The following is a 25,512-nucleotide window of genomic DNA, read 5'->3' on the forward strand; positions in this document are numbered from 1 at the left end:
TGGTTATGGGGGTGTGGGCGCGGTTTTTGGCCAAGCGGGCCAAAAAACAACTGCGGATGCTGCCTAAATTGCAGCGTGGCCCTGCGAAGTTTCTTCAGCGCTATCCGCACTACCAAGTCGGTCTGGGGACTTACGGCATACCTATCGTGCATGATTGGCAGGAAGGGGCCACGCTAAAGATCGGTAGTTACACCTCTATTGCCGAGCATGTGGAGATTTTTCTGGGCGGCCATCATCGCAGTGATTGGCTTACAACCTATCCGTTTCCCGCGATGATTGAAGAGGCTCAGCATATCCAAGGCTATGCCGTGAGCCGGGGTGATGTGGTGATCGGCAGTGATGTATGGCTGTGCACTAATAGCGTGATTCTGTCAGGGGTTACTGTGGGGCATGGTGCCGTGGTTGCTGCCGGCGCAGTGGTAAGTCGTGATGTGGCGCCCTACTCCATTGTCGCTGGCAATCCAGCGCGGCATATTCGCTGGCGTTTTGCCCCAGAGCTCTGCGCAGCACTGCTTGAGGCTGCTTGGTGGGAGTGGCCAGAGCAGGAGGTGCGTAGCATCAGCCCACTGTTGTGCAGTGATCAGCTCGATAGCTTTCTACAGTATGCCCGGCAGCGTTCGGCGCAGAAGGCTAAAGCGCTGTAGGTTTCTACGGATTACGTAAACAGCTTGAGTGCCTGCTGCTTGGCGATGCGGCTATAGCCTGCTTTTAGTGCGTCACGGTGTTCTTCGAACAGCCACTTCTGGTCGTCGACATAGCGGCGCATGTGCTTCAGGTTGCGCTGACGCTTATGCAGGCTCAGTGCAAAGTGGCTTATGCGCATGTCGGCGAGGTCAATCAAACCCAGCTGTCCGTCAGGTTGTACCAGTACGTTGCCCAGGTGCACCGAGCGGAAGTAGACGCCGCTGCCATGCAGTTTGGCAAGCAGCTCCCCAAACAGCTCTACAAGCTCCTGGCGTCGCTCACTACAGCTGTTGCTCAGTATGTGGCGTAAGGTTTCTCCGGGGAGCGGCCAGTAATGCACAGCAGTTTTATTGACTGGGTCAACCAACCTATACACCTGGATGATTTTCGGGCTGCTAAACCCCAGCTTTTGTAGGCGAGCAGCGTTCTCTGCAAAGCGTTTGGCGTAAGGCTTGAGGGTTTCGCGGGAAAATACAGAGCGTTTACGGAACAGTTTGAGAAAACTACCGTCTGCTAACTTCAGCACTTTTGGCCCAAGGCCGTCGACTTCAAGCACGCTTGCGTTGGCTGAGAGTGCAGTCAGCTCAGGCTGGGAAAGCGTTTGCATTAGCGCAGGGCTCCTTGTGCTTGCCGAGTGCGAATAGTCAGAGCTGCAATCAGTGCCAAGGGAATCCAGGTTACCAGCCAGTGTTCTTTGGGCCTTGACAGGATGCCGCCCCCTTCCGTTAGGCCGGCACCTATGCCGTAAACCAGCAGCGCCCCACAAACGATGAACAAGTAGTTGCTTCGGTGCTTCCAGCACTGGAAGAGGGCCAGTCCGTGCATAGCGAGCCAAAGGACCAGGCCGATAATACCGGTGTAATACAGTACCCCCAGTGCAAAGTTGTGGGGCTCACTAAAGCTCATTTTGAGATCAGCGATAAATATCGTCAGGTGCGCACCAAAGCCGAATCCCTGCCAAGGCTGTTGAATAACCATGCTGAGGGTTTTGGCCCACAGTTCGGGCCGATAAGACAGGCCACGACTAGACAAAACTTCGGGGTAAAGCACGATTAGAGCCAGTGCCCCCAGTGCGCCGAAGAGCAGCAGCCCAACTGAGCGTTTACTCCAGCACGCGACTATCAACCAGGCACAGGTCAGTGCGGTTGCCACAAGTGGCGTGCGTGAGCCTGTGGCTAGCAGCGCCATTCCCATTAAGGTTGCGGCAATTAGTGCGAGCCAACTTTGGCGAGGGCTTAGGGTCATGCTTAGTGCCAGCCAGAACGCGCAAAAAAAGCCGAACACATGCGAACTCAGCAGGGGGTTGTCTAGGGCGCCGAAGCCAATCAGCCGTTCGCCCGGAGTTGCGTTGGTCATGAATATCATCAGGCTGTAGGCGGTTAGCGGCAGCATCAATACAGCCGCGAGTAGTGTGCTTTGGGCGAGTCTTGTATGGGCTTGCAGCGCTATCAGCGCACAGGCGGCAAACAGCATAAAAATATAGAGCGGGCGCTTGAATAGCGTGCCGAAGGACCGCTCGGTGTCTGACCAGCTAATGCTGATCAAGGCCCAGGTCGAGAACATTAATAAAGCGATGATCACAGGCTCTCGCAAGAGCGCTACGCAGATGCGGGGGCGCAATGCTAGGGCAATTAATGTGGGCGCGGCTATAAGCGCGTAGAAAGCCTTGTGATAAAGGCTGCGCTCAGGCAGGGCGGCCAGTCCGATGAGCAGAACGACAAAGCCTGCAGGCAGTAACCAATTGCAAATGAGGGCGTGTGCTTGCTGTGTCCGTGAGTCGATCTGTGTGTGCATCTATGCTTAAGTCCAGTTCGGCAGTGAGTCGCGATTCTACAGGATCAAGTCAGGCCTTTTCTTGGCTGGTTCGACTTTCTTCCAAGCCGTCTTTGACAGCATGGCGATAACTGCTTTGCTGGGCGAGTAGGCCACTTATGCGCTTTTACCGCATACACGGTTCCCAGTGGGCCTAATCGCAGGTTGGGCGGGCTATGTTAATATCCCGTTTTTACCGATTATGGGCGTGTTTATGAGTGGAAAAGCTGCAAGTCAGGGCGCTTCATCGAGCCTGAAAATCTATCTGCGCTTGCTCACTTATATCCGTCCTTACCTTGGTTTTTTTGCGCTGAGTATTGTGGGCTTTTTGATCTTTGCCTCGACTCAGCCGATGCTCGGTTACATCCTCAAATACTTTGTTGATGGCCTTTCCAATCCGGATGCGAGCCTGTTCCCTAGCGTGCCCTACCTTAGGGATTTGCAATTGGTGCAGGCTGTGCCTCTGCTTATTGTGTTGATTGCCTTTTGGCAAGGTGTCGGCTCTTTCTTGGGAAACTACTTTCTAGCTAAGGTCTCGCTGGGACTGGTGCATGACCTACGTGTGGCGCTGTTCAATAATTTACTAACGCTGCCCAATCGTTATTTTGATAGCCACAATTCCGGGCATGTGATTTCACGGATTACTTTTAACGTGACCATGGTCACCGGGGCTGCTACGGATGCGATCAAAGTGGTCATCCGCGAAGGCATGACGGTGGTTTTCCTGTTCGCCACGTTGCTGTGGATGAACTGGATGTTGACCTTGGTAATGGTCGCCATCCTGCCGGTGATCGGTCTCATGGTAAGTAGCGCGAGCAAAAAATTCCGCAAGCAAAGCAAGAAAATTCAAGTGGCTATGGGGGATGTCACCCATGTGGCCTCGGAAACCATTCAAGGGTATCGGGTTGTGCGCAGTTTTGGCGGTGAAGCCTACGAGCAACAGCGGTTTCTCGGTGCGAGTAGCAGTAATACGGAAAAACAGCTGCGCATGACTAAGACATCCGCGGTTTATACACCGATGCTGCAGTTGGTGATTTACAGCGCTATGGCAGTGCTGATGTTTCTGGTGCTGTTTATGCGCGGCGATGCCAGTGCTGGCGACCTGGTTGCTTACATCACTCTGGCAGGCCTGCTGCCGAAACCGATTCGTCAGCTGTCTGAGGTGAGCTCAACCATTCAAAAGGGCGTGGCTGGCGCGGAGAGTATTTTCGAGCAGTTGGATGAAGCCCCCGAAGTGGATCACGGCACTCAGGAGCGTGAGCGGGTAAACGGGCGGTTGGAGGTGAGCAACCTGAGTTTTCAGTATGAGGGCAGCGATAAGCCCGTTCTGAATGACATCAGTTTTGTCGCTGAGCCCGGGCAAATGGTCGCTCTCGTGGGGCGCTCGGGCAGTGGTAAGTCGACACTGGCGAACCTTATTCCGCGCTTTTATCACCATGATCAAGGGCAGATTTTGCTCGATGGCCTGGATGTTGAAGACTACAAGTTGTTAAACCTGCGTCGTCATATCGCCTTGGTTACCCAACACGTAACCCTGTTTAACGACACGGTGGCCAATAACATCGCCTATGGCGATTTACAGGGTGCGCCGCTGGAAGACGTGCGTAAGGCGGCAGAGGCCGCTTATGCCGCCGAGTTTATTGAGAAGATGCCGCAAGGCTATGACACCCTCGTCGGTGAAAACGGCGTGCTGTTGTCGGGCGGTCAGCGCCAGCGTCTGGCAATTGCCCGGGCATTGTTGAAAAACGCGCCGCTATTGATTCTCGATGAGGCCACTTCTGCTCTCGACACCGAGTCGGAGCGACATATCCAGGCCGCGCTGGATGAGGTGATGAAGGGTCGTACGACTCTGGTGATCGCCCACCGGCTGTCCACTATCGAGAAGGCTGATCTGATTTTGGTGATGGATCAGGGGCGTATCGTCGAGCGTGGCACGCATGCCGAGTTGCTGGCGCAGAACGGTTACTACGCGCGTCTGCATGAAAAAGATTTTGTTGAGGGCGGTGGTGCTGTGTCGTTGGAGCACGACGCCTGATGCTCAGTCATTTACGCGCCTGGCGTGAGCGCGGCTGGACGCCTATCGATGCCGTCACTTATGCCGAGGCCTGGCAGCGCTTTGGCGGCAGTGTGGCCACCCATCCGCAGGTCATTGAGCGTCTGGCGGGCCTTGCCGGCTTGCCGGTGAGCTATTTGGGCTGGTTTGAGCAGGGCGAGATACGTGCGGCCTTGCCCGTCTGGGGGCGTCATCTGGCGTTGTCCAAGGATGTACTTAAGCAGCACGGTAAACGCGGGCTGTTTGACTTGGGTAACGCTGAAATTATCCTGCCGTTGGCCAGTGACGTGCGCGTACCTCTGCGTCATAAAGTGCGCTACCTGTCGCCTTTGAATGCCGAGCAGGCGCTCGGCATTCGTGAGCAGCCGGAAGGTTTGGCGCTGGCTCGCGAGCCTGAGGAATACAGCAAGAAATTCCGCTACAACCAGCGCCGCGAGCAGCGTTTGCTGGAGGAGGCTGGTGGCTTTGTGCGGCCTATGCTGGAGTTGTCCGCCGTCGAGCAGGCACTGGTTTACGCCGATCTCTTTCAGCGTCGCTGGGGTTTTGAGGCGACAGGCATGGCCCATCTCGCCGAGGTGTTCGGGCTGATGCGCGAGTTTATGACCGGTTCGCTGATCTACCTGAATGATCAGCCGGTGGCTATCCAGATACTCTACCGTGTCGAGGCCCCGCAATGGGTCAGCCTGGAGTACATCAACGGCGGCGTTGACCCGCAAAACCGCGAGTTCAGCCCAGGCAGCGTGCTCAGTTTTATCAATACCCAAACGGCCTGGGCCGAAGCGCGAGCCCTGGGTAAACCGTTGCGCTATTCCTTTGGTCGTGCTGATCGCGAATATAAAGATCGCTGGTGCAACCGTGTGCCGGTCTATCAGGTCTGATTATGTCTGCACGCAAGCAAACCCTGCTCAAGCGGCATCGCCGGCAAAAGCGCATCGCCCTGCTGCTAGCTTTGGTCGTACTGCTGGTGATGGCCGTTGTAGTCGCCTGGTGGTGGTTGCCATTGCTCCTGTTACTGGGCTGGGTGGCGCATGAGGCGTGGTTTGCTGATCACCTGTTTTATGCCCCGAGTGATGACTACAGCTACAACTTTGCTGACGGAGTGCCCGCGTTTGCAGGGCGCATCGAGGCAGGCTGCCTGCGGTTGGATGCAGATATTGTTGCGGCCGATACCCTGATTCTCCAAGTGCAGCTCAAGACCAGCTGGCTGGGCCGCTGGCTGGACCCTTTTGTGCTGGTGGGGGCGGATCGGCAGGACTTTGAGCGCGGTGTGAATGGCCGCCGCTACCTGAACCTGTCAGGTCAAAACGAGCTGTTGAACAGCGGCAAGCTGCAGGTGCGAGGCCGCTTCTGCAGTATTGAGCCAGTGGTCACTCTGTATGCCCTGAGCAACCCGAATTACGCCGCGCAACGGCTGATGGTCATAGCCCCGCATGCTGATGATGCGGAGTTGGCGGCGTTCGGGCTCTATAGTCGGGTCGTGGATGTCAGCATTGTGACCCTGACCCAGGGCGAGATTGAGGCTAAGCCCTATGAAGCGCTGGGCCTTGATCAGGCCGGTGCAGCCCGCCTCAAAGGGCGCTTGCGTGCTTGGGATAGCCTGGCAGTTCCGCTGTGGGGCGGCGTGCCGCAAAGCCAATGTGTACAGCTGGGTTATTACTGCCTGCAATTACCTGCCATGCAGGCGCAGCCTGAGCTGGGCGTTGGTTCGCGTGAGTCCGGCGAGAGTGATATCCGTAGCGTGCGTGCCGGCAACGCTATCCAGTTGCCCGGCGATGCAGACGGCGTGCCTAGCTGGCGCAACCTATTGGCCGATTTAGCGGCGAGCTTTGAGCACTTTCGGCCAGAGGTGGTGGTCACACCGCATCCGCAGCTGGACCCACACAGCGACCATGTGGCCAGCACCCAGGCACTGCTGGAGGCGATTGAACTGAGTGCCTGGAAGCCGAAAACGCTACTGCTGTACGCCAACCACTTGCATGACAACGACCGCTGGCCCATGGGCCCGGCGGGCTTCGGCATTGCTTTGCCGCCGGCCATTGAAGCGCTGCCGGCAGATGGTTTGTGGAGCCCGGCTCTGAATGCTGCGCAGCAGTTGGATAAGGCCATGGCCTTAGCCATGCAGCATGACTTGCAAGGCGCATTACCGCTCAAACGGCGTATCCGCCGGCTGATTCAACGTGTACTGGTGGGGCGCCGTTGGCCGGCAACCGGTGACGATGAGTTCTTCCGCAAGGCCGTGCGCCGCCATGAATTATTTTGGGTGCGTACGCTCGGCGGCTAGCCGGCGTTTTGACCTGCAAATGTTATGATCTGCGGCGATTTGCATCAGCCGCTTCTGGAGTTTTTATGAAATTGTCCATGCCGCGTTTCGACCAGGCCGCCGTTCTGGTGGTCGGCGATGTCATGCTCGATCGTTATTGGCATGGCGGCACTTCACGGATCTCGCCGGAAGCGCCAGTGCCGGTGGTAAAGGTTGAGCAGATTGAGGATCGTCCAGGTGGTGCCGCCAACGTAGCGTTGAACATCGCGGCCCTGGGTGCGCCGGCAGTCTTGATCGGTGTGACCGGTAAGGATGAGGCCGCGGATAGCCTGAGTAACAGCTTGCACGCGGTCGGTGTGAAAACCCTGTTTCAGTGCATCAAAGATCAGCCCACCATCGTCAAGCTGCGCGTGATGAGCCGTCATCAGCAGTTGCTGCGCATGGACTTCGAAGAGCCGTTTCGCACCGACAGCGCCGCGTTGGCCGCCAGCGTCGAGGCACAGCTGGACGGTATCAAGGTGTTGATCCTTTCCGATTATGGCAAGGGCGCGCTGCAGAACCATCAGGCCTTGGTGCAGCTGGCGCGTAGCAAAGGCATTGCCGTGCTGGCCGACCCTAAAGGTAAGGACTTCTCCATCTATCGCGGCGCCAGCCTGATTACCCCGAACCTCAGCGAGTTCGAGGCCATCGTCGGCCAGTGTCATGATGAGGCCGAGTTGGTGGCCAAGGGCGCGGCATTGATGACCGAGCTGGATTTGGGGGCTTTGTTGGTCACCCGTGGCGAGCATGGTATGACCCTGCTGCGCCCGCAGCATCCGGCCCTTCATCTGCCGGCGCGTGCGCGGGAAGTCTTCGATGTCACCGGTGCCGGCGATACGGTGATTTCCACCCTGGCCGCCAGTCTGGCTGCCGGCGAGGAGTTGCCGCATGCCGTGGCGTTGGCCAACCTGGCCGCTGGTATTGTGGTGGGCAAGTTAGGTACTGCTGCGATTAGTGCGCCGGAGCTGCGCCGTGCGATTCAGCGTGAGGCCGGTTCCGAGCGCGGCGTGTTGAGCCTGGATCAATTGCTGTTGGCCATTGAAGACGCCCGCGCCCATGGCGAGAAGATCGTCTTCACCAACGGCTGCTTTGACATCCTGCATGCCGGCCATGTGACCTATCTGGAACAAGCGCGCGCCCAAGGTGATCGCCTGGTGCTGGCGGTTAACGATGATGCTTCAGTCAGCCGCTTAAAGGGTCCAGGTCGGCCGATTAATGCTGTAGACCGACGCATGGCTGTTTTGGCGGGTCTTGGCGCCGTTGATTGGGTGGTGAGCTTCAGCGAAGACACACCGGAAAACCTATTGCGTGCGGTCCAGCCAGATGTGCTGGTCAAGGGCGGTGATTATGGTATTGAACAGGTGGTGGGCGCCGACATTGTCACGGCCTACGGTGGTGAAGTGCGGGTGCTGGGGCTGGTGGAAAACAGCTCGACCACCGCGATTGTCGAAAAAATCCGCAGCAAGTAAGCGTCTGCTGCCGATGAAGCCCTGCCTAGGCGGGGCTTTTTTGTGGCGTCCCGTTTTGCTGGGCCAGCCAATCTTTCCAGCGGATGCGCTCCTCGCGTACCAGCCAACCGTCTTGAGGCGCGAAGCTTTCTGCTAACCACAGGCCGCGGGTGCTGGCGGGCACTAGTTGGCCCTGCTTCAGGATCAGTAGCTCGGCCGTTGGTCGGCCTTGGTTCAACGGGATCAGAAACAGGTCGGGACGGGCGCGGTTGAGGCGAGCGATCAGCTGGCCATCTTCCAGGTGTTCATCGACATGCAGCAGGCTGAGCTGGTGAGTTTCCTTGGGCAGATCCAGGCGCAGGTCGTACACCAGCTGCAGCGAGGCGGTTGGCAGGTGCACATAGGCGCGGGGGCGTTCGAGCAGTTTGAGGTTGCCGCATTGCACCGGTCGCGCCGCACCCGATAGCGCGCTGAGGTTGAAGTGCGTGCTGTCCCGATAGTGCAGGCTCTTTTGGTAAGGGGTTGGCAGCCAGGTGTCGCCAAAACGCCCGCCTAGCCAGCCTTCAGGCGTTTCCAGCAGGCACTCTTCTGCCACTTCCTGAATCACGGTGAGCAAGGGCAGATTAAGTTCATGGGTCGGTACGTAGCCTGAGATCAGCTTGAGCACCACATCGCCACGGTCGGCGCGACGTTGGCGCACCAGTACCCAGTAATCACGACCTTGCCAGTTGAGGGTCAGGCGTACTGAAACGCCCAGGTTCGCCAGTTCCACGGTAAAGCGCTGGCAGTCGGTGACTGTTACCGGCTTGCGCTTCTCCAGCATCTGCGCAAAATTCAGCGGCATGCCCAGGCTCTGGTAGCTCAGGCCTTCTGGGCTGGCTTCGACCAACAGTTGCAGGGTTTTAAAGGTGCTGGGGTCTTTGCGGATCAGGGTGCGCGGCATGGCAACTCCTCGCGGCGGCTAAGGCCTGAGAGCTTGGCACAGATAGTGGGTTGCGCGCGCTCAGGCAATATCCTGAATTACAGCCGCCGCGGTGGCGACGTTATGCGCCAGGTGGTGCGGGTTGATGGTGCCGATGATCGCGCTGGTGGCGGCGGGGTGGCCGAAAATCAGTTCGAAGCTGGCACGCACCGGGTCTTCGCCCGCCAGGCAGGCGTGGCCGCTGGCCAGGGCCTTCTTGATCAGGATGCCTTTGCCGTGCAGTTCGGCGTAATCCAGCACGGCCAACTCGGCCTGCTCATTGAGGTTGTAGGTGACCATGGCGCAATCGCCCGTTTCCAGTGCCAGCAGGCCGCCCTCAACTGTTTTGCCGGAAAGGCCGAAGCCGCGAATTTTACCCTCGCGCTTAAGTTCGGCCAGGGTTTCGTACACGCCGCTGTCACGCAGAATCGCCACGTCGTTGCCGTCTGAGTGCACCAATACCAAGTCGATAAAATCAGTTTCTAGTCGATTGAGGCTGCGCTCTACGGAAAAACGCGTGTGCGCCGGGCTGAAGTCGAAGTGCGACTGGCCGTTGTCGAACTCTTCACCGACCTTGCTGACGATGACCCATTGCTGGCGCTGGCCACGGAGTAGCGGACCAAGGCGGGTTTCGCTGGTGCCGTAGGCCGGCGCAGTGTCGATCAGATTGATGCCCAGATCATGGGCCTGGGCCAGCAGCTCGCGGGCGGCGGCGTCATCGGGAATGGTAAAGCCGTTGGGGTACTTCACGCCCTGGTCGCGGCCCAGCTTGACTGTGCCCAACCCCAGCGGCGAAACCAGCAGCTCGGTGGCGCCCAGCGGGCGGTACAAGTTGTGCAGGCTGTGCAGTGGATGCATCAGAACAGTTCCTCCCAGGCAGGTGCGGCAATGGCCGGGCGTGGCAGCTCGGGCAGTGGTGCGTGCGGCGTCGGCTGAATACCGTCACGGCTTAGTGCGGCCAGTACGCGATCAGCAAAGTCTGGCGCCAGGGCCAGTTTAGTTGGCCAACCGACCAGCAGCTTGTTTTGCTCATGCACGAAGGCGTTATCAGGGCGAACCAGGCCGGACTGTGACGGCTCGGCACGTTCCACCCGCAGCGTAGCCCACTGGGCGCTGGACAAGTCGACCCAGGGCAGCAAGTCGCTGAGTTCTTTCTGCGCTGCTTTGATCTGGCTGACCTCATCGCGAGCGACACCATCGGCTTCGGCCAGATCGCCCCCCAGGTACCAAACCCACTGGCCGTCGGCACCCGGATGCGTGGTGACCGTCACGCGCGGCTTCGGTCCGCCACCCAGACAGTGGGCGTACAGTGGTTTTAGGGTTGGCCCTTTGACCAGCACCATATGCAGCGGGCGCAGTTGTTGCGCGGGCTGGCTCAGGCCCAGGCTGCTCAGTAGCTCGGCGTTGCCGCGGCCGGCGCTGAGGATGATGCGCTGTGCGCGAATCTCGCGGCCGTCGACGCTTAGGCCGATCAGCTCGCCATTTTCCTGCAGGGGTTCAATGCGCTCGGCAGCCAGCAGGCCATCACCAGCCAGTTCGCTCAGGCGGCTGATCAGGCTGGGTACATCCAGCACCAACTCGGCCAGGCGGTAGACCTTGCCCTTGAATTTCGGGTGCTGCAGGGCCGGTGGCAGTTGCTCGCCCTTGACCTGATCGACCCGGCCGCGCACGGCCTTGCTGGCGAAGAAGCTGGTGATGTTGCCGGCCAGGCTGCCGGGCGACCACAGGTAGTGGGCATCGGAAAGCAGGCGTACGCCGGTGAGGTCCAGTTCGCCGTTGCCGGCCAGGGCCTCACGCCAGCGCCGTGGCATGTCGGCGATGGCTTCGGAGGCGCCGGTGAGTGCGCCGTGCAGCGCGTATTTGGCGCCGCCGTGGATGATGCCTTGAGATTTCACACTCTGTCCGCCGCCGAGACTGGCATTTTCCACCAGCACGGTGGCAAAGCCCTGGCGGCGCAGGCGCGCATTCAGCCAAAGGCCAGCAACACCGCCGCCAACGATCAAAACATCAGTGCTTAATGCTTGGGACATGCATGCGTCTCACCGGGAAAACAGGTGCGCAGTATAACCCGCCCGCGCCTGGGTCAATGGACGACGCTTTGCGAGAACAACTGAATCACCACCACACCGGCAACGATCAGCCCCATGCCGAGCATGGCCGGCAGGTCCAGTCGTTGTTGGTAGAGAAACACCGCCGCGATGCTCACCAGCACAATGCCCAGGCCGGCCCAGACCGCATAGGCGACGCCCACCGGGATGGTTTTTACCACCAGGCTGAGCATCCAGAACGATAGGCCGTAACCGACCACGACCAGCAGCAGCGGTAAGGGTTTATTGAAACCATCCAGGGCTTTCATCGAGGTAGTGGCAATGACTTCAGCCGTGATGGCAATGGCGAGGTAGAGGTAGCCGCCCATGCTGTGGACTCCTGTGTGATCTGCGCGCCATTCTAGGCCTACACCAGATGGGATAAAGTGATTACCTATCTGAATAGGAGATAGGTTGTGCAGTGGAGCCTGGAGCAGATTCGCCTGTTTGTCAGCGTCGCCGATGGTCAATCGTTCTCTGCCGTGGGTCGGCAGATGCAGCGCGCGCAATCAGCGGTGAGCCATGCGATTGCCTTGTTGGAGGCCGACCTTGGCGTGTGCCTGTTCGAACGTAGCAGCGGCCGCCAGCCGCGCCTGACCGAGGCCGGCGCGGCCCTGCTGGCAGAGGCGCGCGAGGTGTTGTGTCAGTGTCAGCGCCTTGAGGGCCGTGCGCTGGGGCTCGTACGTGGTGAGGAAGTGTGCCTGCGCCTGGCTCAAGATGAAGCCATGCCCTATCAGCCGGTACTCGACAGCCTGGAGGCGCTGGCTCAGCAGTTCCCGCTATTGGAGGTGCAGCTGGCCAGCGGCGCCCAGGGCGATGTGGCGCGTAAGCTACTGGAACATCGCGCCGACCTCGGCCTGCTGTTCCACCATGAGCAGATGCCCGATGCACTGGAACGTCAGCGTCTGGGTACCATCGAGATGGTGACGGTGTGCGGCGCCGGGCATGCATTGGCGCATTTCAAACATGTTGATCGGCGCGAGCTGGCCCGTCATCGGCAGCTGTTGATGGCCCCGCAGGACAGCCACTATCCCGGCGGCGAGCAGCTCAGTCCGTCGGTATGGCGCACCGACAGTTTTTACGCCATGGCCGAGCTGCTGATGCGCAATTTGGGCTGGGCCTGGTTGCCGCGCCATGTGCTGCAGTACCCAACCTATCAAGGCCAGCTGGTTGAACTGAACAGTGATTGGACTCCGCCGCCCTTGGTGGTTGAGCTGGTTTGTCGGCGTGATGAGGCGCTCGGCCCGGCGGCATTGTGGTTGGCGGAATGTTTCGCCGAGAATTTGCAGGCGATTGGTTGAGGCGTGCTTGCGCGTGACTCGACGATGTTTGCCAAAGTGCATAAGCTGCGCGCCATGAATAGAAGCCTCTACACCCTGCTGTTTCATCTCGGCCTGCCGATTGTGGCCGGGCGACTGGCCTGGCGCACTTGGCGAGCGCCGGCCTATGCCCAGCGCATCGGTGAGCGTTTTGCCCTCGGCCTTCCGGCGCTCAAACCGGGTGGTATTTGGCTGCATGCCGTGTCGGTGGGTGAAAGCATTGCTGCCGCGCCACTTGTGCGCGAACTGCTGGCGCGTTACCCCGATAAGTCGATCACCATGACCTGTATGACGCCTACCGGTTCGGAGCGCATCCAGGCCATGTTCGGCACGGCCGAATACGCCGGACGTGTGCAGCATTGCTACCTGCCGTACGACCTGCCTTGGGCGGCGGCGCGCTTTCTCGATCGCGCGCAGCCGAAACTCGCGGTGATTATGGAAACCGAGCTATGGCCCAATCATATTCACCAGTGCGCCAAGCGCGGCATCCCGGTGGCGGTGGCCAATGCGCGATTGTCTGAGCGTTCGGCGCGGGGTTATGCGCGCTTTGCCAAGCTGACTGCGCCGATGCTCGCCGAGTTGGATTTTATTGCCGTGCAGACGGCAGTAGAAGCCGAACGCTTCAAAAGCCTTGGCGCGCGCGCGGCCTGCGTCGCGGTGACCGGGTCGATCAAGTTTGATTTAACCATTGACCCTGATTTGCTCAAGCGTGCCGCGCTGCTGCGCGAGCAATGGCATGCCGGGTCGCGCCCGGTATGGATCGCCGCAAGCACCCACGCCGGTGAGGATGAGATTGTCCTGGCTGCCCATCGTGAGCTACTCAAGCAGCGGCCTGATGCATTGCTGATCCTGGTGCCGCGCCATCCCGAGCGTTTCAATGCGGTGTTCGAGCTGTGCCAGCGCCAAGGTTTTAGCACGCGGCGCCGCGCTAGCGCAGAGCCGCTGCAGGCCACTGATCAGGTGCTGCTCGGCGACACCATGGGTGAGCTGTTGTTTCTCTATGCCCTGGCGGACATCGCCTTTGTCGGCGGCAGCTTGGTGGCCAATGGCGGGCATAACCTGCTCGAACCTGCCGCCTTGGGCAAGCCGGTGCTGAGCGGTCCGCATCTGTTCAACTTCCTGGAGATTGCGGCGCAGTTGCGTGCTGCCGGTGCGCTGAGCGAGGTGGCAGATGCTGCTGCGCTGGCACAGCGCGTGGCGCAGTTGTGGCGCGAGCCTGAGGCTGCGCAGGCGATGTGCATGGCCGGGCAGGGCGTGATGCAGGCTAATCAGGGCGCATTGGCGCGCTTGCTGGCGGGGCTGGAGCGGTTACTTAGTAAGTAATCTGCAGCGCTACTCGCAGCCAATAAAAAGCCCGCTGATTTCAGCGGGCTTTTTTGTCCGGCTCACTCAGTACTGCGGGTTGCCACGCAGTTGGGCTTCGGCGGCTTTGGCCAGGTCGGGCGGGAGGAAGTCTTTGTCCGGGTTGTAGTCGGATTTCAGGTACTGCTCCAGCGCAGCCAGATCATCTGGGCTAAGGGTGCCAGCGGCTTGCTTCAGGCGCAGGTTATTGAGGATGTAGTCATAGCGCGCGTTGTTGTAGTTGCGTACCGAGCTGTACAGCTGACGTTGAGCATCGAGTACGTCAACGATATTACGCGTACCCACCTGATAGCCGATTTCGGTGGCTTCCAGGGCGCTTTGGTTGGAAATGATCGACTGCTTGCGCGCCTGCACGGTTTCCACGTCGGTGTTGACCGCACGGTGCAGGTTGCGGGTGTTCTGCACCACCTGGCGGCGCAGGCTTTCACGCAATTGCTCGCTCTGATTCAGGCGCTGGTAGGACTCGCGCACCTGGGAGCTGGTCAGGCCGCCGCTGTACAGCGGGATATTCAGTTGCAGGCCGATTGAACGCTGCTCGACATCACCGCTGAAGCGGTTGGCGGAGGCGGCGTTGTTGCTGAAGCCGAGGCTGTCGTTATCGCCTTTCTGGTAGCTGGCGACCGCATCCAGAGTTGGCGCGTGGCCGGATTTACGCTGGCGCAGGGTTTCTTCAGCGGCTTCAACCGCGTAGTTGCTGGCTTGCAGGTTGAGGTTCTGCGCGGCTGCAGTGTCGACCCAAGCTTTGGCGTCATTCGGCGTCGGGGCGAGGATTGGCAGGCTGTGCTCAATGCCTTCGAGGGCATTGAAATCACGGTTGGTCAGGGTGATCAGGGCCTGGAAGGCGTCTTCAACCTGACGCAGGGCGATGATGCGGTTGGCGCGCGCGGTGTCGAAACCAGCCTGGGCTTCCAGCACGTCGGTTTTATCCGACAGGCCAACATCGAAGCGCTCATTGGCCTGGTCCAGCTGGCGTTTGAATGCGGCTTCTTCGGCCTTGGTCGAGGCCAGGTTGTCCTGGGCGCGCAGCACGGCAAAGTAGCTTTCGGCGCTTTGCAGAATCAGGCTCTGCTCGGTGGCTGAGAGCTCCAGAGCGGCTTGCTCATCGGCGGCTTGAGCGGCCTGCAACTGGAACCAGCGATCGGCACGGAACAGCGGCTGGCTGAGGTTGGCCTGGTAGACCATACCGCTGCGCGAGCTGGTATTGGCTGGCGAGTCGACCTGGGTGCGTGTGTCGCTCAAGTTGGCACCGGCCGAGAGGTTTGGCAGCAGGCCTGCACGGGCCTGGGGCACCACTTCGCTGCGCGCTTTATAGTCGGCGCGGGCGGCAGCCAAATCGGCGTTATTGGCGGCGGCCTCTTGATACACCGTGACCAGGTCAGTTTTGGTGGACAGCGGGGCTTGTTCAGCCCAGGCCATTGCGGTCGGCGCGGCGGCCACAGCAAGAGCCAGAGAAAGTCTGCGCAGCATGAGGGTGATCCTGGTTTTGGCGGTAATCGGCAAGGCTAAGGGGCCGTGCCCAAGGGGTCAAGGGGCGTGGTGGCAGCCGTAGTGTAGTTTGCAACAAGCTATGTTGCCTGGATGCAACAATGCAGCTGCGCACGTCGCCTCGTCACAAGCCGACGCGCTGGTCATATTTTTTGACTCGCGGGTTGGTTTTATTGTCTGGGGTTGATTAGACTGGCCGGGTTCTTGTCGGGGTGCCCTAATTGAGGGGCTGAGATTGGCTACTGCCGGATCCCGTTGAACCTGATCAGGTTAAAGCCTGCGTAGGGAACAAGATGTGCCCGCCTTTTCTCTGGCGAGCCTCTGGCACCGCCCCAGGTGCACCTTTCGCCGCTCATCCGTCCAGGTTCGCTCCGACATTCAGCCCTGGAGAGCCGCCGATGAGCACACAACAACAAAATCTGAACCCGATGCTGAGTGAGTCAGCCCAGGTCGACCAGCAGTCGATCCAACCCTTTCCGCGTTCGCGAAAAATTTATGTGCAAGGCTCGCGCCCGGACATTCAAGTGCCGATGCGTGAGATCAGCCTGGACGTGACGCCCACCGACTTCGGCGGCGAGGTCAACGCGCCGGTGATGGTCTACGACACCTCCGGTCCTTACACCGATCCCAAGGTGATCATCGATGTGCGCAAAGGCCTGGGCGATGTGCGCTCGCCGTGGATTGAGGCGCGTGGCGACACCGAGCGTCTGCCTGGGCTGAGTTCCAACTTCGGCCAGCAGCGCCTGGCCGACGCCGAGCTGACCAAGCTACGTTTTGCCCATGTGAATAATCCGCGCCGCGCCAAGGCCGGGGCCAACGTCAGCCAGATGCACTACGCGCGCAAAGGCATCATCACCGCCGAGATGGAATACGTCGCCATCCGCGAGAACATGAAGTTGGAAGTCGCCCGCGCCGCCGGTCTGCTTGATCAGCAGCATCCCGGTCATAGCTTTGGCGCCAGTGTGCCGAAGATCATCACCCCCGAATTTGTGCGTGAAGAGATCGCCCGCGGTCGCGCGATCATCCCGGCCAACATCAACCACACCGAGCTGGAGCCGATGATCATCGGCCGTAACTTCCTGGTGAAGATCAACGGAAATATCGGCAACTCGGCGCTGGGCTCCTCGATTGAGGAAGAAGTGGCCAAGCTGACCTGGGGCATCCGCTGGGGCTCGGACACGGTGATGGACCTGTCCACCGGCAAGCACATTCACGAAACCCGCGAGTGGATCATCCGCAACTCGCCCGTGCCAATCGGCACCGTACCGATCTATCAGGCCCTGGAAAAAGTCGGCGGCGCGGCCGAAGAGCTAACCTGGGAGCTGTTCCGCGACACCCTGATCGAGCAGGCCGAGCAGGGCGTGGACTACTTCACCATCCACGCCGGCGTATTGCTGCGCTACGTGCCGATGACCGCCAAGCGCGTCACTGGCATCGTCTCGCGTGGCGGTTCGATCATGGCCAAGTGGTGCCTGGCGCACCACAAAGAGAACTTTCTCTACACCCATTTCGAAGATATCTGCGAAATCATGAAGGCCTACGACGTCAGCTTCTCGCTGGGCGATGGCCTGCGTCCGGGTTCGATTGCCGACGCCAACGACGAAGCGCAGTTTGGTGAGCTGGAGACTCTGGGTGAGTTGACCAAGATTGCCTGGAAACACGACGTGCAGTGCATGATCGAAGGCCCCGGTCACGTGCCGATGCAGCTGATCAAGGAGAACATGGACAAGCAGCTCGAATGCTGTGACGAGGCGCCGTTCTACACCCTCGGCCCGCTGACTACCGATATCGCACCAGGCTACGACCACATCACCAGCGGCATCGGTGCGGCCATGATCGGCTGGTTCGGCTGCGCCATGCTCTGCTACGTCACGCCCAAGGAGCACCTGGGCCTGCCGAACAAGGATGACGTGAAGACCGGCATCATCACCTACAAGATTGCCGCGCATGCCGCCGACTTGGCCAAGGGCCATCCGGGCGCGCAGATTCGCGACAACGCCTTGTCCAAGGCGCGCTTCGAATTCCGCTGGGAAGACCAGTTCAACCTCGGCCTCGACCCGGACACGGCGCGCTCGTATCACGACGAAACCCTGCCGAAGGACTCGGCTAAGGTCGCGCATTTCTGCTCCATGTGTGGGCCGAAGTTCTGCTCGATGAAGATCACTCAGGAAGTGCGGGTCTACGCCGAAGAGCAGCGTATCGCTGCGCTGGAGCTGGACGAGGCAGAACTGGGCATGCAGGCCAAGGCCGCTGAGTTCAAGTCGCAGGGCAGTGAGCTGTACCACAAGGTCTGAGAGACAGCGTCGGTTTGACCGAAGTACCACCCAGGGTTTGCGCCCTGGGTGGTTTTTATTTTTTCTGAGGTGGTTTTTATCGTGATGACGACCAACACCTACTCCCCGCACCAAAGCGTGGGTAGTAATCAGCGCGTGCTGGGCGCGCGGGACATGTTCTCGCTGTGGTTCTCCCTGGGGATCGGCTTGATGGTCTTGCAGCTGGGGGCCTTGCTGGCGCCGGGGCTGGGCATGAGTGGCGCGCTGCTGACGATTGTCTGCGGCACGGCCGTCGGCGTGCTGTTACTGGGCGCCGTGGCGGTGATCGGCAGCGACACCGGCCGCTCCAGCATGGCGGCGTTGAAGCTCAGCCTGGGCAGCCAGGGCGCGTTGCTGCCGGCCCTGCTCAATGTGCTGCAGCTGGTTGGCTGGGGCGCGTTCGAGATCATCGTGATGCGCGATGCTGCTGGCGTTTTGGCCGAGCGCGCATTCGGTGCGGGTAGCGCCTGGAGTAACCCACTGCTATGGACCTTGTTCTTCGGCGCACTGGCGACTCTGCTGGCCGTTACCGGGCCGCTGACCTTTGTGCGCAAGATTTTGCGCAAGTGGGGCATCTGGTTACTGCTCGGCGCCTGCCTGTGGCTGACCTGGAACCTGTTCGACAAGGCTGATTTGGCCCGTATCTGGGCGCGTGGCGGCGATGGCTCGATGCCCTTTGCGCTGGGTTTTGACATTGCGATTGCCATGCCGCTGTCCTGGTTGCCGCTGATTGCCGACTATTCGCGCTTCGGCAAGAGCGCGGTGCGGGTGTTTGGTGGTACGGCGTTAGGCTTCTTCCTCGGCAATGTCTGGCTGATGAGCCTAGGTGTGGCCTACACCTTGGCCTTTGCTACCGGAGCTGAGGCCAATGCCTTGCTACTGGCGCTGGCCGGTGCTGGCTTGGGCATCCCGCTGTTGCTGATTTTGCTCGATGAGTCGGAAAACGCCTTCGCGGATATCCACTCTGCGGCGGTGTCCGCCGGTATCGTGCTGCCGCTGCGGGTTGAGGCGTTGGCCCTGGCGATTGGCGTGCTGTGCACCTTAATTGCCTGGTTGGCACCGCTGGCCGAGTATCAGAACTTTCTGTTACTGATCGGCTCGGTGTTTGCGCCGCTGTTTGGCGTGGTGTTGGTTGATCACTTTATTCTGCGCCGTCGCCGCGCCGAGCTGGCTCCAGTGTGTGCCTGGCGAGGTGATACCTTGCTGGCGTGGGGCAGTGGCGCGGCGGTGTATCACCTGCTCAGCCATTATTCGCCAGAAATCGGTGCCACCCTGCCGGCGTTTTTGTTGGCCGCAGGGCTGCAGCTGCTGCTGGGTGGCTTGAGCCGCAAGCGCCTGGCGGCGATCAGCTGAGAGGTGGGGCTTGGCAGCGGCCGCCGTGTGGCGGCGCTGCGCCGCTGTTTGCCAGGCAAGTGCGATGGAGGCTTGCCTGGCGTCTAGAAACAGCGTGTAAGCTGTGCTTAATACGCGGGCCGGCAATGCTGTCGCCGGTCGCGTCAGTCACGTTTTTGGAGTGCGCAATGAATGCTCAAGATGATGTTCAAGTAATCGATCGCGCGGCCTGCTTCAGCGGGTTCTACAAGCTCGATCGGCTGCGTTTGCGCCATCGCCAGTTTGCCGGTGAGATGGGTCCTGAGCTGAGTCGCGAATTGTTCGTACGCCACGATGCGGTGTGTGTGCTGCCCTACGACCCGCAGCGCGACTGCGTGGTGCTGATCGAGCAGTTTCGCATCGGCGCGCTGGATAAAAGCACCAATCCTTGGCTGTTGGAGCTGGTGGCTGGGCTGATTGATAAGGATGAGGTGCCAGAAGAGGTGGCGCGCCGAGAGGCGCTGGAAGAAGCCAATCTGCCGCTGAGCGCTTTATGGCCCATCACGCAGTATTACCCCTCGCCCGGTGGCTCGGATGAGCGTGTGCATTTGTTCGTCGGCCGTTGCGACAGTGCCGGTGCGGGCGGCGTACATGGTTTGGCAGAAGAGGGCGAGGACATTCGGGTGCATGTCTGGCCGCTGGAAGATGCCCTGGATGCAGTCAAAGACGGGCGTATCGACAATGCTGCGAGCATCATTGCCCTGCAGTGGCTGGCGCTAAACCGGGTTGAAGTCAGGGGCCTGTGGTCATGAACCTGCTGCGCGAGCGCTATCGGGTCGACCTGGTCGAGCTGCAAGCCGCTTGTGAGGCCAACTATGCGCGCCTGATGCAGCTGTTGCCGGCGATGCGTGAGAGCGGTGAAGCGCGGCGGGTCGCGCTAAGCCAAGGCGAGCAGCAACTCGGTGTGCTGGCGCTGTACGTGCTGGAGACATGCCCTTACACCTCGACCCTCTCCGTGCGCCAAGAGCTCGGCCTGGCCTGGTTGCCATTGCCGCAGTTGGAGGTGCGCGTGTATCACGATGCGCGCATGGCGGAAGTTGTGGGTGCACAAAGCGCGCGCCGGTTTCATGGCCGCTACCCGTACCCGAATGCGGCGATGCATCAGCCGGATGAAAAGACCCAGCTCAACCTGTTTCTCGGCGAATGGCTCAGCCATTGCCTGGCTTGCGGCCATGAGTTGGCGCCAGTTCGCTAGTGCGCGCGCGATTGGCGGACGCCGGCTGCGGCTGTATGCGCCTCGACTGCGCTAGCCTTTGCTGCACATGCCGGATTTACAGCGGGCGTTCTGTGACCTATTCCCCTTTAGCGGGTTTACCGTCGGCCGGGCTGCCAGCATAATTCATGCATGCCGCCCAAGGAGAAGGTCTTGCCGGACGCACTGACTAAAAGCACTGCTGTTGATCGCTCGGTACTGCTGGTGCAGTTATCCGACAGCCATCTATTTGCCGATGCAGCAGGCAAACTATTGGGTATGGATACCCAGGACAGCTTGCAGCGGGTGATTGAGCGCGTGCTGCAAGAGCAGCCGCAGATCGACCTGGTGCTGGCCAGCGGCGACCTCTCGCAGGATGGCAGCGTTGCGTCCTATCAACGCTTTCGTGACATGACCGCGGCCATTCCCGCGCCGGCGCGCTGGTTTCCCGGTAACCATGATGAAGTGCCCGCGATGCAGGCCACCTGTGTCGGCACGGACCTGCTCGACCCGGTGATTGACCTAGGTAACTGGCGGGTAACGCTGCTTGATTCCTCTATTCCAGGGGCCGTGCCGGGCTATCTCGATGATCGACAACTGGCGCTGTTGGCGCGTGCGCTGAGCGAAGCGCCGGATCGCCACCACCTGATCTGCCTGCACCATCACCCGGTGTCCATCGGCTGCAAATGGATGGAGCCGATCGGGGTGCGCAATCGCGATGCCCTGTTTGCCGTGCTGGAGCGTTTCAGCAATGTGCGTGCAGTGCTTTGGGGGCATATCCATCAAGAGTTCGATCAGCTGCGCGGGCCGATCCGCTTGCTGGCGTCACCGTCTACCTGTGTGCAGTTCGTCCCCGGTAGCGAGGAATTTCAGGTCGATAAAAGTGCACCCGGCTATCGCTGGCTGCGCTTGTTTGACGATGGCCGCCTGGAAACGGGCGTGTCGCGGGTCACCGGCATCACCTTCGAAATCGATTACGCCATCAAAGGCTATTGAGGCGTTGCCTGGCGCGGTGGCGCAGCGGTTGCAGCCGGTCGCCGCTAACGGTTAGCCTCCCGCCCATGACCCCATCCTTACTTTATCTTCACGGGCTTAACAGCTCGCCAGCGTCGCTAAAGGCCAGCCTGTTGCAGCGCGCCATGCAGCAACTGGGTTTGGCCGCGCAGCTGCGTGTGCCTGCGTTGCACCATCATCCGCGCCAGGCGATTGCTCAACTTGAGGCGTTGATTAGCGAGCTTGGTCGGCCCGTGCTGGTTGGCAGCTCGCTGGGCGGCTACTATGCGACCCATCTGGCTGAGCGACATGGGCTGCCGGCGCTGTTGATCAACCCCGCCGTGCGCCCGCACCTGCGTTTCGACGGCTACCTAGGCCCGCAGACGAACTATTACAACGATGAAACCTGGGAGCTAACCGCCGACCATGTGGCGGCGCTGGCTGAGTTGGACGTCGCCACGCTGGAAGATCCCGCGCGTTATCAGGTGTGGTTGCAAACTGCCGATGAAACCCTCGATTACCGTGATGCCCAGGCGTATTACCGGGGCAGCGCGCTGCGTATCCAGGCCGGTGGCAATCATGGCTTTCAGGGTTTTGCCGAACGCCTGCCGATGCTTTTCGCTTTCGCCGGTATTCCTCGCCATTTGTGGCAGGATATCGACTTTTCCGCTCTCAATTGACGAACACGAGACCCCATGGCCCAGCAAGGTTCTAGCTCTTACAACGCCGATGCCATCGAAGTCCTTTCCGGCCTCGACCCGGTGCGCAAACGCCCGGGCATGTACACCGACACCAGCCGGCCCAACCACCTGGCCCAGGAAGTCATCGACAACAGCGTCGACGAAGCGCTGGCCGGGCACGCTAAATCGATCCAGGTGATCCTGCATGAGGACAACTCCCTAGAAGTGCTCGACGACGGTCGTGGCATGCCGGTGGACATTCACCCGGAAGAGGGCGTACCTGGGGTCGAACTGATCCTGACCAAGCTGCATGCCGGCGGCAAGTTCAGCAACAAGAACTACCAGTTCTCCGGTGGCCTGCATGGCGTGGGCATCTCGGTGGTCAACGCGCTGTCGACCCGCGTGCTGGTTACGGTCAAACGCGACGGCAATGAGTACCAAATGAGCTTCGCAGACGGCTACAAGGCCAGCGATCTGGCCGTAGTCGGCACGGTGGGCAAGCGCAACACCGGTACCAGCGTGCACTTCTGGCCCGATCCCAAGTATTTCGATGCGTTCAAGTTCTCGGTCAGCCGCCTCAAGCATGTACTTAAGGCCAAGGCCGTGCTTTGTCCGGGGCTGGCCTTAAGCTTTGAAGACAAAGCCAGTGGCGAGAAAGTCGAGTGGCTGTATGAAGACGGCCTGCGCTCTTACCTGGTCGATGCGGTCAGCGAGTTTGAACGCCTGCCCAATGAGCCCTTTTGCGGCAGCCTGGCGGGCAATAAAGAGGCCGTGGACTGGGCGCTGCTGTGGCTGCCGGAAGGCGGCGACGCGGTGCAGGAAAGCTACGTCAACCTGATTCCCACGGCCCAGGGCGGCACCCACGTGAATGGGCTGCGCCAGGGCCTGCTGGATGCCATGCGCGAGTTCTGCGAGTTCCGTAGCCTGCTGCCGCGCGGGGTCAAGCTGGCGCCGGAAGATATCTGGGAGCGCATCGCCTTCGTCCTGTCGATGAAGATGCAGGACGCGCAGTTCTCCGGGCAGACCAAGGAGCGCCTGTCGTCCCGTGAGGCAGCAGCTTTTGTCTCTGGCGTGGTGAAGGATGCTTTTAGCCTGTGGCTTAACGCCCACCCTGAACTCGGTCAGCAGCTGGCTGAGTTGGCCATCAGTAACGCCAATCGCCGCCTCAAGGCCGGCAAGAAGGTTGAGCGCAAACGTATTACCCAAGGGCCGGCGTTGCCCGGCAAGCTGGCCGATTGCGCCGGGCAAGACCCGATGCGCTCCGAGCTGTTTCTGGTGGAAGGTGATTCTGCCGGCGGCTCGGCCAAGCAGGCGCGTGATAAAGAATTCCAGGCGATTCTGCCGCTGCGCGGGAAGATTCTGAACACCTGGGAAGTCGATGGCAGTGAAGTGCTGGCCAGCCAGGAGGTGCACAACATCGCCGTGGCGGTTGGCCTCGATCCAGGCTCCAGCGACCTCTCGCAGCTGCGTTACGGCAAGATCTGCATCCTCGCCGACGCCGACTCTGATGGCCTGCACATCGCCACCTTGCTCTGCGCTTTGTTCGTTCAGCATTTCCGCCCGTTGGTGGACGCGGGGCACGTCTATGTGGCCATGCCGCCGCTGTACCGCATCGATTTGGGCAAAGAGATTTTCTACGCCCTAGATGAAGCCGAGCGCGACGGCATTCTCGACCGCCTGGTAGCCGAGAAGCGCCGTGGCAAACCGCAGGTCACTCGCTTTAAAGGCTTGGGTGAGATGAACCCGCCGCAGCTGCGCGAAACCACCATGGACCCCAACACCCGGCGCCTGGTGCAGTTGACGCTGGAGGATTACCCCGGCACCCAGGAAGTGATGGACATGCTGCTGGCGAAGAAACGCGCCGGCGACCGTAAATCCTGGTTGGAGTCCAAGGGCAACCTGGCCGAGGTGTTGCTCTGATGCAGCGGTTGTTGGCTGTCTGCCTATTGCTCTGCGCACCTTTGCTGGTGAGTGCGGCGGCGCTGGAAGAGCTGAAACTGCTCAACGAACAACCTGTCAGTGGCGTCAGCGGCGGCAACCTGTCCGGGCTGGCCTGGTGCGAAGGCGCGCTGTGGGCGGTGTCTGATCGTGATGATCAGCAGCTGTATCGCCTGGAGTCTGACCAGACCCAGTGGCAAGCCACTGCTGAGGCCTTTGTCGCGCCGCCGGCGCCGGATGTGCGTTTGCCCTGGGGCTTGCGCATGCGCAGCTGGGTCGCTGGCCTGGTGCGTGGTGGCGAGCTGGATTTTGAGGGCATTAGCTGTGATGCCGCCGGTAACCGTTACCTGGTTAGTGAGGCCCATGCCGCGGTGCTGCAGCTGCCCGTCATCGGCGAGCCCAACTGGCTGAACCTGCCTCAAGGGTTGGTGCGTCAGGCGCGTGCGAGCGGCATGTTGCTGCATTCCAACGCGCTGCTGGAAGGTATTGCCGTTGATCCTGCGGGTGAGCGCCTGTACCTGGCGGCCGAGCAACGCCGGCGAGGTTTGCTGGTGGTGCACAAGCAGCGCTCCATCTGGCGCTGCACTGGCGGCTGCGTGTTGTTCAGCGAGGCGGGTACTGAGCCCTCGCCCGCACAACTGGGGACTGAAGAGCAGCCCCGGGACTTCTCTGGCCTGGCCTTCCACAACGAAAAACTCTTCACCCTTGAGCGTCAGGCGCACCGTATTTGCCGGCGTAACCTGAGCAATGCTGAGGTCGAGCGCTGCTGGTCGTTTGCCGCTGAGGCGCTGATGCCCGAGCGGCGCTATCCGCCGGCCTATGGCATGGCCGAAGCCTTGTGGGTGGATCAGGACGGGGCCTGGATCGGCGTCGACAATGGCCGTTTCAGTCGCGCCGATGGTGAGTCGCGGCCGATTATCTGGAGGTTTGCCGCGCCGCAAGGCGGTTGGAGTGGTAAGCCTTGAGCAGCCAACCTGCCGGTAAACGCGCCGGGCGGGTGATGCTGGTGCTGGCTTGGGGCGCGGCGTTGCTGCTGGCGACCAAGTTCTTCGGCGATTGGGAAGAGGCGCAGCGCAACCCCAATCGCACACCAGAGTCGCTGCACGGCAGTGGCTATGTGGAAGTACGCCTGGCCAGCAGTCGCCAAGGCCACTACATGGCCGGCGGCACGATCAATGGCGAAGAGGTGACCTTTCTTCTCGACACCGGTGCGACGCAGGTCGCGGTGCCGATCGAGGTGGCGCAGCGTCTGGGTTTGCAGGCCGGTGCGGCGATTATTATCAGCACCGCCAACGGTCGCGCCACGGCGCACCGTACGCGGCTGCAGCGCTTGCAGCTGGGCGATATCGTATTGACCGATGTCGACGCCTTGATTGCCCCCGGGATGGGCGGCGATGACGTATTACTGGGCATGAGTGCCCTGAAACAACTCGAATTTACCCAGCGCGGCGGCACCTTGCTGCTGCGCCAGCCAACTTCGCAACAACCCATTTTGCAGCAACCTACTTTGCAATGA

Annotated in this window: 23 protein-coding genes and 1 riboswitch; of the genes, 16 read left to right on the forward strand and 7 right to left on the reverse strand. The window is 60.5% G+C overall.

The window, feature by feature from the left end; translation table 11 throughout:
* Positions 1–5: 5 nt before the first annotated feature.
* Positions 6–644, forward strand: coding sequence for a CatB-related O-acetyltransferase (locus tag SOP97_RS12325; RefSeq protein ID WP_322949448.1), 639 nt, complete (start codon positions 6–8; stop codon positions 642–644).
* Between the two features lie 11 nt (positions 645–655).
* Here the strand turns inward: SOP97_RS12325 and SOP97_RS12330 are convergent, their stop codons facing one another.
* On the reverse strand, positions 656–1,291 hold the full coding sequence (locus tag SOP97_RS12330) for a lipopolysaccharide kinase InaA family protein (RefSeq protein ID WP_322949339.1): 636 nt from the start codon (positions 1,289–1,291) through the stop codon (positions 656–658).
* On the reverse strand, positions 1,291–2,478 hold the full coding sequence (locus SOP97_RS12335) for an O-antigen ligase family protein (protein ID WP_322949340.1): 1,188 nt from the start codon (positions 2,476–2,478) through the stop codon (positions 1,291–1,293). Before SOP97_RS12335 ends, SOP97_RS12330 begins: the two co-directional genes overlap by 1 nt.
* Before the next feature lie 232 nt (positions 2,479–2,710).
* On the opposite strand from SOP97_RS12335, the gene msbA reads away from it, so the two are divergent.
* The 4 genes from msbA to hldE all read left to right on the forward strand — a co-directional run bounded on the left by msbA (position 2,711) and on the right by hldE (position 8,317).
* Positions 2,711–4,531: a lipid A export permease/ATP-binding protein MsbA gene (gene msbA, locus SOP97_RS12340; RefSeq protein ID WP_274087195.1), complete on the forward strand. Its 1,821-nt coding sequence runs from the start codon at positions 2,711–2,713 to the stop codon at positions 4,529–4,531.
* Positions 4,531–5,427 carry a GNAT family N-acetyltransferase gene (locus tag SOP97_RS12345; RefSeq protein WP_274087196.1) on the forward strand — a complete coding sequence of 299 codons (897 nt, stop codon included), beginning with the start codon at positions 4,531–4,533 and terminating at the stop codon, positions 5,425–5,427. The genes msbA and SOP97_RS12345 overlap by 1 nt, the downstream gene beginning before the upstream one ends.
* A 2-nt stretch (positions 5,428–5,429) precedes the next feature.
* On the forward strand, positions 5,430–6,830 hold the full coding sequence (locus SOP97_RS12350) for a PIG-L deacetylase family protein (RefSeq protein WP_274087197.1): 1,401 nt from the start codon (positions 5,430–5,432) through the stop codon (positions 6,828–6,830).
* Positions 6,831–6,895: 65 nt separating this feature from the next.
* Positions 6,896–8,317 (forward strand): bifunctional D-glycero-beta-D-manno-heptose-7-phosphate kinase/D-glycero-beta-D-manno-heptose 1-phosphate adenylyltransferase HldE, encoded by a 1,422-nt coding sequence (gene hldE / locus SOP97_RS12355; protein WP_274087198.1) that lies wholly within the window; start codon positions 6,896–6,898, stop codon positions 8,315–8,317.
* A 25-nt stretch (positions 8,318–8,342) separates the two neighbouring features.
* Here the strand turns inward: hldE and SOP97_RS12360 are convergent, their stop codons facing one another.
* The 4 genes from SOP97_RS12360 to SOP97_RS12375 are packed head-to-tail and all read right to left on the reverse strand — an operon-like array spanning position 8,343 to position 11,673.
* Positions 8,343–9,239, reverse strand: a complete 897-nt coding sequence (locus tag SOP97_RS12360; protein ID WP_322949341.1) for a metal ABC transporter ATPase — start codon at positions 9,237–9,239, stop codon at positions 8,343–8,345.
* A gap of 60 nt (positions 9,240–9,299) precedes the next feature.
* Complete coding sequence (locus tag SOP97_RS12365; RefSeq protein ID WP_274087200.1) at positions 9,300–10,115, reverse strand: aldo/keto reductase; 816 nt, start codon at positions 10,113–10,115, stop codon at positions 9,300–9,302.
* Complete coding sequence (locus SOP97_RS12370; protein ID WP_274087201.1) at positions 10,115–11,287, reverse strand: FAD-dependent oxidoreductase; 1,173 nt, start codon at positions 11,285–11,287, stop codon at positions 10,115–10,117. The genes SOP97_RS12365 and SOP97_RS12370 overlap by 1 nt, the downstream gene beginning before the upstream one ends.
* A gap of 53 nt (positions 11,288–11,340) precedes the next feature.
* Positions 11,341–11,673 (reverse strand): DMT family transporter, encoded by a 333-nt coding sequence (locus SOP97_RS12375; RefSeq protein ID WP_274087202.1) that lies wholly within the window; start codon positions 11,671–11,673, stop codon positions 11,341–11,343.
* Between the two features lie 87 nt (positions 11,674–11,760).
* On the opposite strand from SOP97_RS12375, the gene SOP97_RS12380 reads away from it, so the two are divergent.
* Together SOP97_RS12380 and waaA are read left to right on the forward strand one after the other, a co-directional pair.
* Complete coding sequence (locus SOP97_RS12380) at positions 11,761–12,645, forward strand: LysR family transcriptional regulator (RefSeq protein ID WP_274087203.1); 885 nt, start codon at positions 11,761–11,763, stop codon at positions 12,643–12,645.
* A gap of 54 nt (positions 12,646–12,699) precedes the next feature.
* Positions 12,700–13,986, forward strand: a complete 1,287-nt coding sequence (gene waaA / locus SOP97_RS12385; protein WP_274087204.1) for a lipid IV(A) 3-deoxy-D-manno-octulosonic acid transferase — start codon at positions 12,700–12,702, stop codon at positions 13,984–13,986.
* 66 nt (positions 13,987–14,052) lie between these two features.
* On the opposite strand, the gene SOP97_RS12390 is transcribed toward waaA, so the two are convergent.
* On the reverse strand, positions 14,053–15,492 hold the full coding sequence (locus tag SOP97_RS12390; RefSeq protein ID WP_274087205.1) for a TolC family outer membrane protein: 1,440 nt from the start codon (positions 15,490–15,492) through the stop codon (positions 14,053–14,055).
* Positions 15,493–15,708: 216 nt separating this feature from the next.
* A riboswitch (TPP riboswitch) is annotated at positions 15,709–15,815 on the forward strand.
* 123 nt (positions 15,816–15,938) lie between these two features.
* Between SOP97_RS12390 and thiC the strand changes: the two genes are divergently transcribed.
* From thiC to SOP97_RS12435, 9 genes are all read left to right on the forward strand, one after another.
* Entirely contained in the window at positions 15,939–17,804 is a 1,866-nt protein-coding gene (thiC, locus tag SOP97_RS12395; protein ID WP_411912064.1) for a phosphomethylpyrimidine synthase ThiC, read from the forward strand.
* Positions 17,805–17,888: 84 nt separating this feature from the next.
* Positions 17,889–19,175, forward strand: a complete 1,287-nt coding sequence (gene cytX / locus SOP97_RS12400) for a putative hydroxymethylpyrimidine transporter CytX (protein ID WP_411912065.1) — start codon at positions 17,889–17,891, stop codon at positions 19,173–19,175.
* A gap of 167 nt (positions 19,176–19,342) precedes the next feature.
* Positions 19,343–19,945, forward strand: a complete 603-nt coding sequence (locus SOP97_RS12405; protein WP_322949342.1) for an NUDIX domain-containing protein — start codon at positions 19,343–19,345, stop codon at positions 19,943–19,945.
* Positions 19,936–20,388: a DUF1249 domain-containing protein gene (locus SOP97_RS12410; protein ID WP_322949343.1), complete on the forward strand. Its 453-nt coding sequence runs from the start codon at positions 19,936–19,938 to the stop codon at positions 20,386–20,388. Before SOP97_RS12405 ends, SOP97_RS12410 begins: the two co-directional genes overlap by 10 nt.
* A gap of 150 nt (positions 20,389–20,538) precedes the next feature.
* Complete coding sequence (gene cpdA / locus SOP97_RS12415) at positions 20,539–21,381, forward strand: 3',5'-cyclic-AMP phosphodiesterase (RefSeq protein WP_411912058.1); 843 nt, start codon at positions 20,539–20,541, stop codon at positions 21,379–21,381.
* A 65-nt stretch (positions 21,382–21,446) separates the two neighbouring features.
* Positions 21,447–22,058, forward strand: coding sequence for a YqiA/YcfP family alpha/beta fold hydrolase (locus tag SOP97_RS12420; RefSeq protein ID WP_322949345.1), 612 nt, complete (start codon positions 21,447–21,449; stop codon positions 22,056–22,058).
* A 15-nt stretch (positions 22,059–22,073) separates the two neighbouring features.
* Positions 22,074–23,978: a DNA topoisomerase IV subunit B gene (gene parE / locus SOP97_RS12425; protein WP_322949346.1), complete on the forward strand. Its 1,905-nt coding sequence runs from the start codon at positions 22,074–22,076 to the stop codon at positions 23,976–23,978.
* The gene (locus tag SOP97_RS12430) at positions 23,978–24,961 is read left to right on the forward strand and encodes an esterase-like activity of phytase family protein (RefSeq protein ID WP_411912059.1); all 984 of its coding nucleotides are present in this window, start codon (positions 23,978–23,980) and stop codon (positions 24,959–24,961) included. The genes parE and SOP97_RS12430 overlap by 1 nt, the downstream gene beginning before the upstream one ends.
* On the forward strand, positions 24,958–25,512 hold the full coding sequence (locus tag SOP97_RS12435) for a retropepsin-like aspartic protease family protein (RefSeq protein ID WP_274087212.1): 555 nt from the start codon (positions 24,958–24,960) through the stop codon (positions 25,510–25,512). Before SOP97_RS12430 ends, SOP97_RS12435 begins: the two co-directional genes overlap by 4 nt.

The sequence above is a fragment of the Pseudomonas spirodelae genome (assembly GCF_034653255.1).
Taxonomy (GTDB): Bacteria; Pseudomonadota; Gammaproteobacteria; order Pseudomonadales; family Pseudomonadaceae; genus Aquipseudomonas; species Aquipseudomonas spirodelae.

Excerpts from the sequence above, each read along its gene's own strand:
- SOP97_RS12370 (WP_274087201.1), bottom strand. The coding sequence starts at position 11,287 with ATGTCCCAAGCATTAAGCACTGATGTTTTGATCGTTGGCGGCGGTGTT.
- waaA (WP_274087204.1), top strand. The coding sequence starts at position 12,700 with ATGAATAGAAGCCTCTACACCCTGCTGTTTCATCTCGGCCTGCCGATT.
- thiC (WP_411912064.1), top strand. The coding sequence starts at position 15,939 with ATGCTGAGTGAGTCAGCCCAGGTCGACCAGCAGTCGATCCAACCCTTT.
- hldE (WP_274087198.1), top strand. The coding sequence starts at position 6,896 with ATGAAATTGTCCATGCCGCGTTTCGACCAGGCCGCCGTTCTGGTGGTC.
- msbA (WP_274087195.1), top strand. The coding sequence starts at position 2,711 with ATGAGTGGAAAAGCTGCAAGTCAGGGCGCTTCATCGAGCCTGAAAATC.
- SOP97_RS12420 (WP_322949345.1), top strand. The coding sequence starts at position 21,447 with ATGACCCCATCCTTACTTTATCTTCACGGGCTTAACAGCTCGCCAGCG.
- SOP97_RS12345 (WP_274087196.1), top strand. The coding sequence starts at position 4,531 with ATGCTCAGTCATTTACGCGCCTGGCGTGAGCGCGGCTGGACGCCTATC.
- SOP97_RS12350 (WP_274087197.1), top strand. The coding sequence starts at position 5,430 with ATGTCTGCACGCAAGCAAACCCTGCTCAAGCGGCATCGCCGGCAAAAG.
- SOP97_RS12330 (WP_322949339.1), bottom strand. The coding sequence starts at position 1,291 with ATGCAAACGCTTTCCCAGCCTGAGCTGACTGCACTCTCAGCCAACGCA.
- cytX (WP_411912065.1), top strand. The coding sequence starts at position 17,889 with ATGACGACCAACACCTACTCCCCGCACCAAAGCGTGGGTAGTAATCAG.
- SOP97_RS12325 (WP_322949448.1), top strand. The coding sequence starts at position 6 with ATGGGGGTGTGGGCGCGGTTTTTGGCCAAGCGGGCCAAAAAACAACTG.
- SOP97_RS12335 (WP_322949340.1), bottom strand. The coding sequence starts at position 2,478 with ATGCACACACAGATCGACTCACGGACACAGCAAGCACACGCCCTCATT.
- cpdA (WP_411912058.1), top strand. The coding sequence starts at position 20,539 with ATGCCGCCCAAGGAGAAGGTCTTGCCGGACGCACTGACTAAAAGCACT.
- SOP97_RS12375 (WP_274087202.1), bottom strand. The coding sequence starts at position 11,673 with ATGGGCGGCTACCTCTACCTCGCCATTGCCATCACGGCTGAAGTCATT.
- SOP97_RS12405 (WP_322949342.1), top strand. The coding sequence starts at position 19,343 with ATGAATGCTCAAGATGATGTTCAAGTAATCGATCGCGCGGCCTGCTTC.
- SOP97_RS12390 (WP_274087205.1), bottom strand. The coding sequence starts at position 15,492 with ATGCTGCGCAGACTTTCTCTGGCTCTTGCTGTGGCCGCCGCGCCGACC.
- parE (WP_322949346.1), top strand. The coding sequence starts at position 22,074 with ATGGCCCAGCAAGGTTCTAGCTCTTACAACGCCGATGCCATCGAAGTC.
- SOP97_RS12430 (WP_411912059.1), top strand. The coding sequence starts at position 23,978 with ATGCAGCGGTTGTTGGCTGTCTGCCTATTGCTCTGCGCACCTTTGCTG.
- SOP97_RS12360 (WP_322949341.1), bottom strand. The coding sequence starts at position 9,239 with ATGCCGCGCACCCTGATCCGCAAAGACCCCAGCACCTTTAAAACCCTG.
- SOP97_RS12365 (WP_274087200.1), bottom strand. The coding sequence starts at position 10,115 with ATGCATCCACTGCACAGCCTGCACAACTTGTACCGCCCGCTGGGCGCC.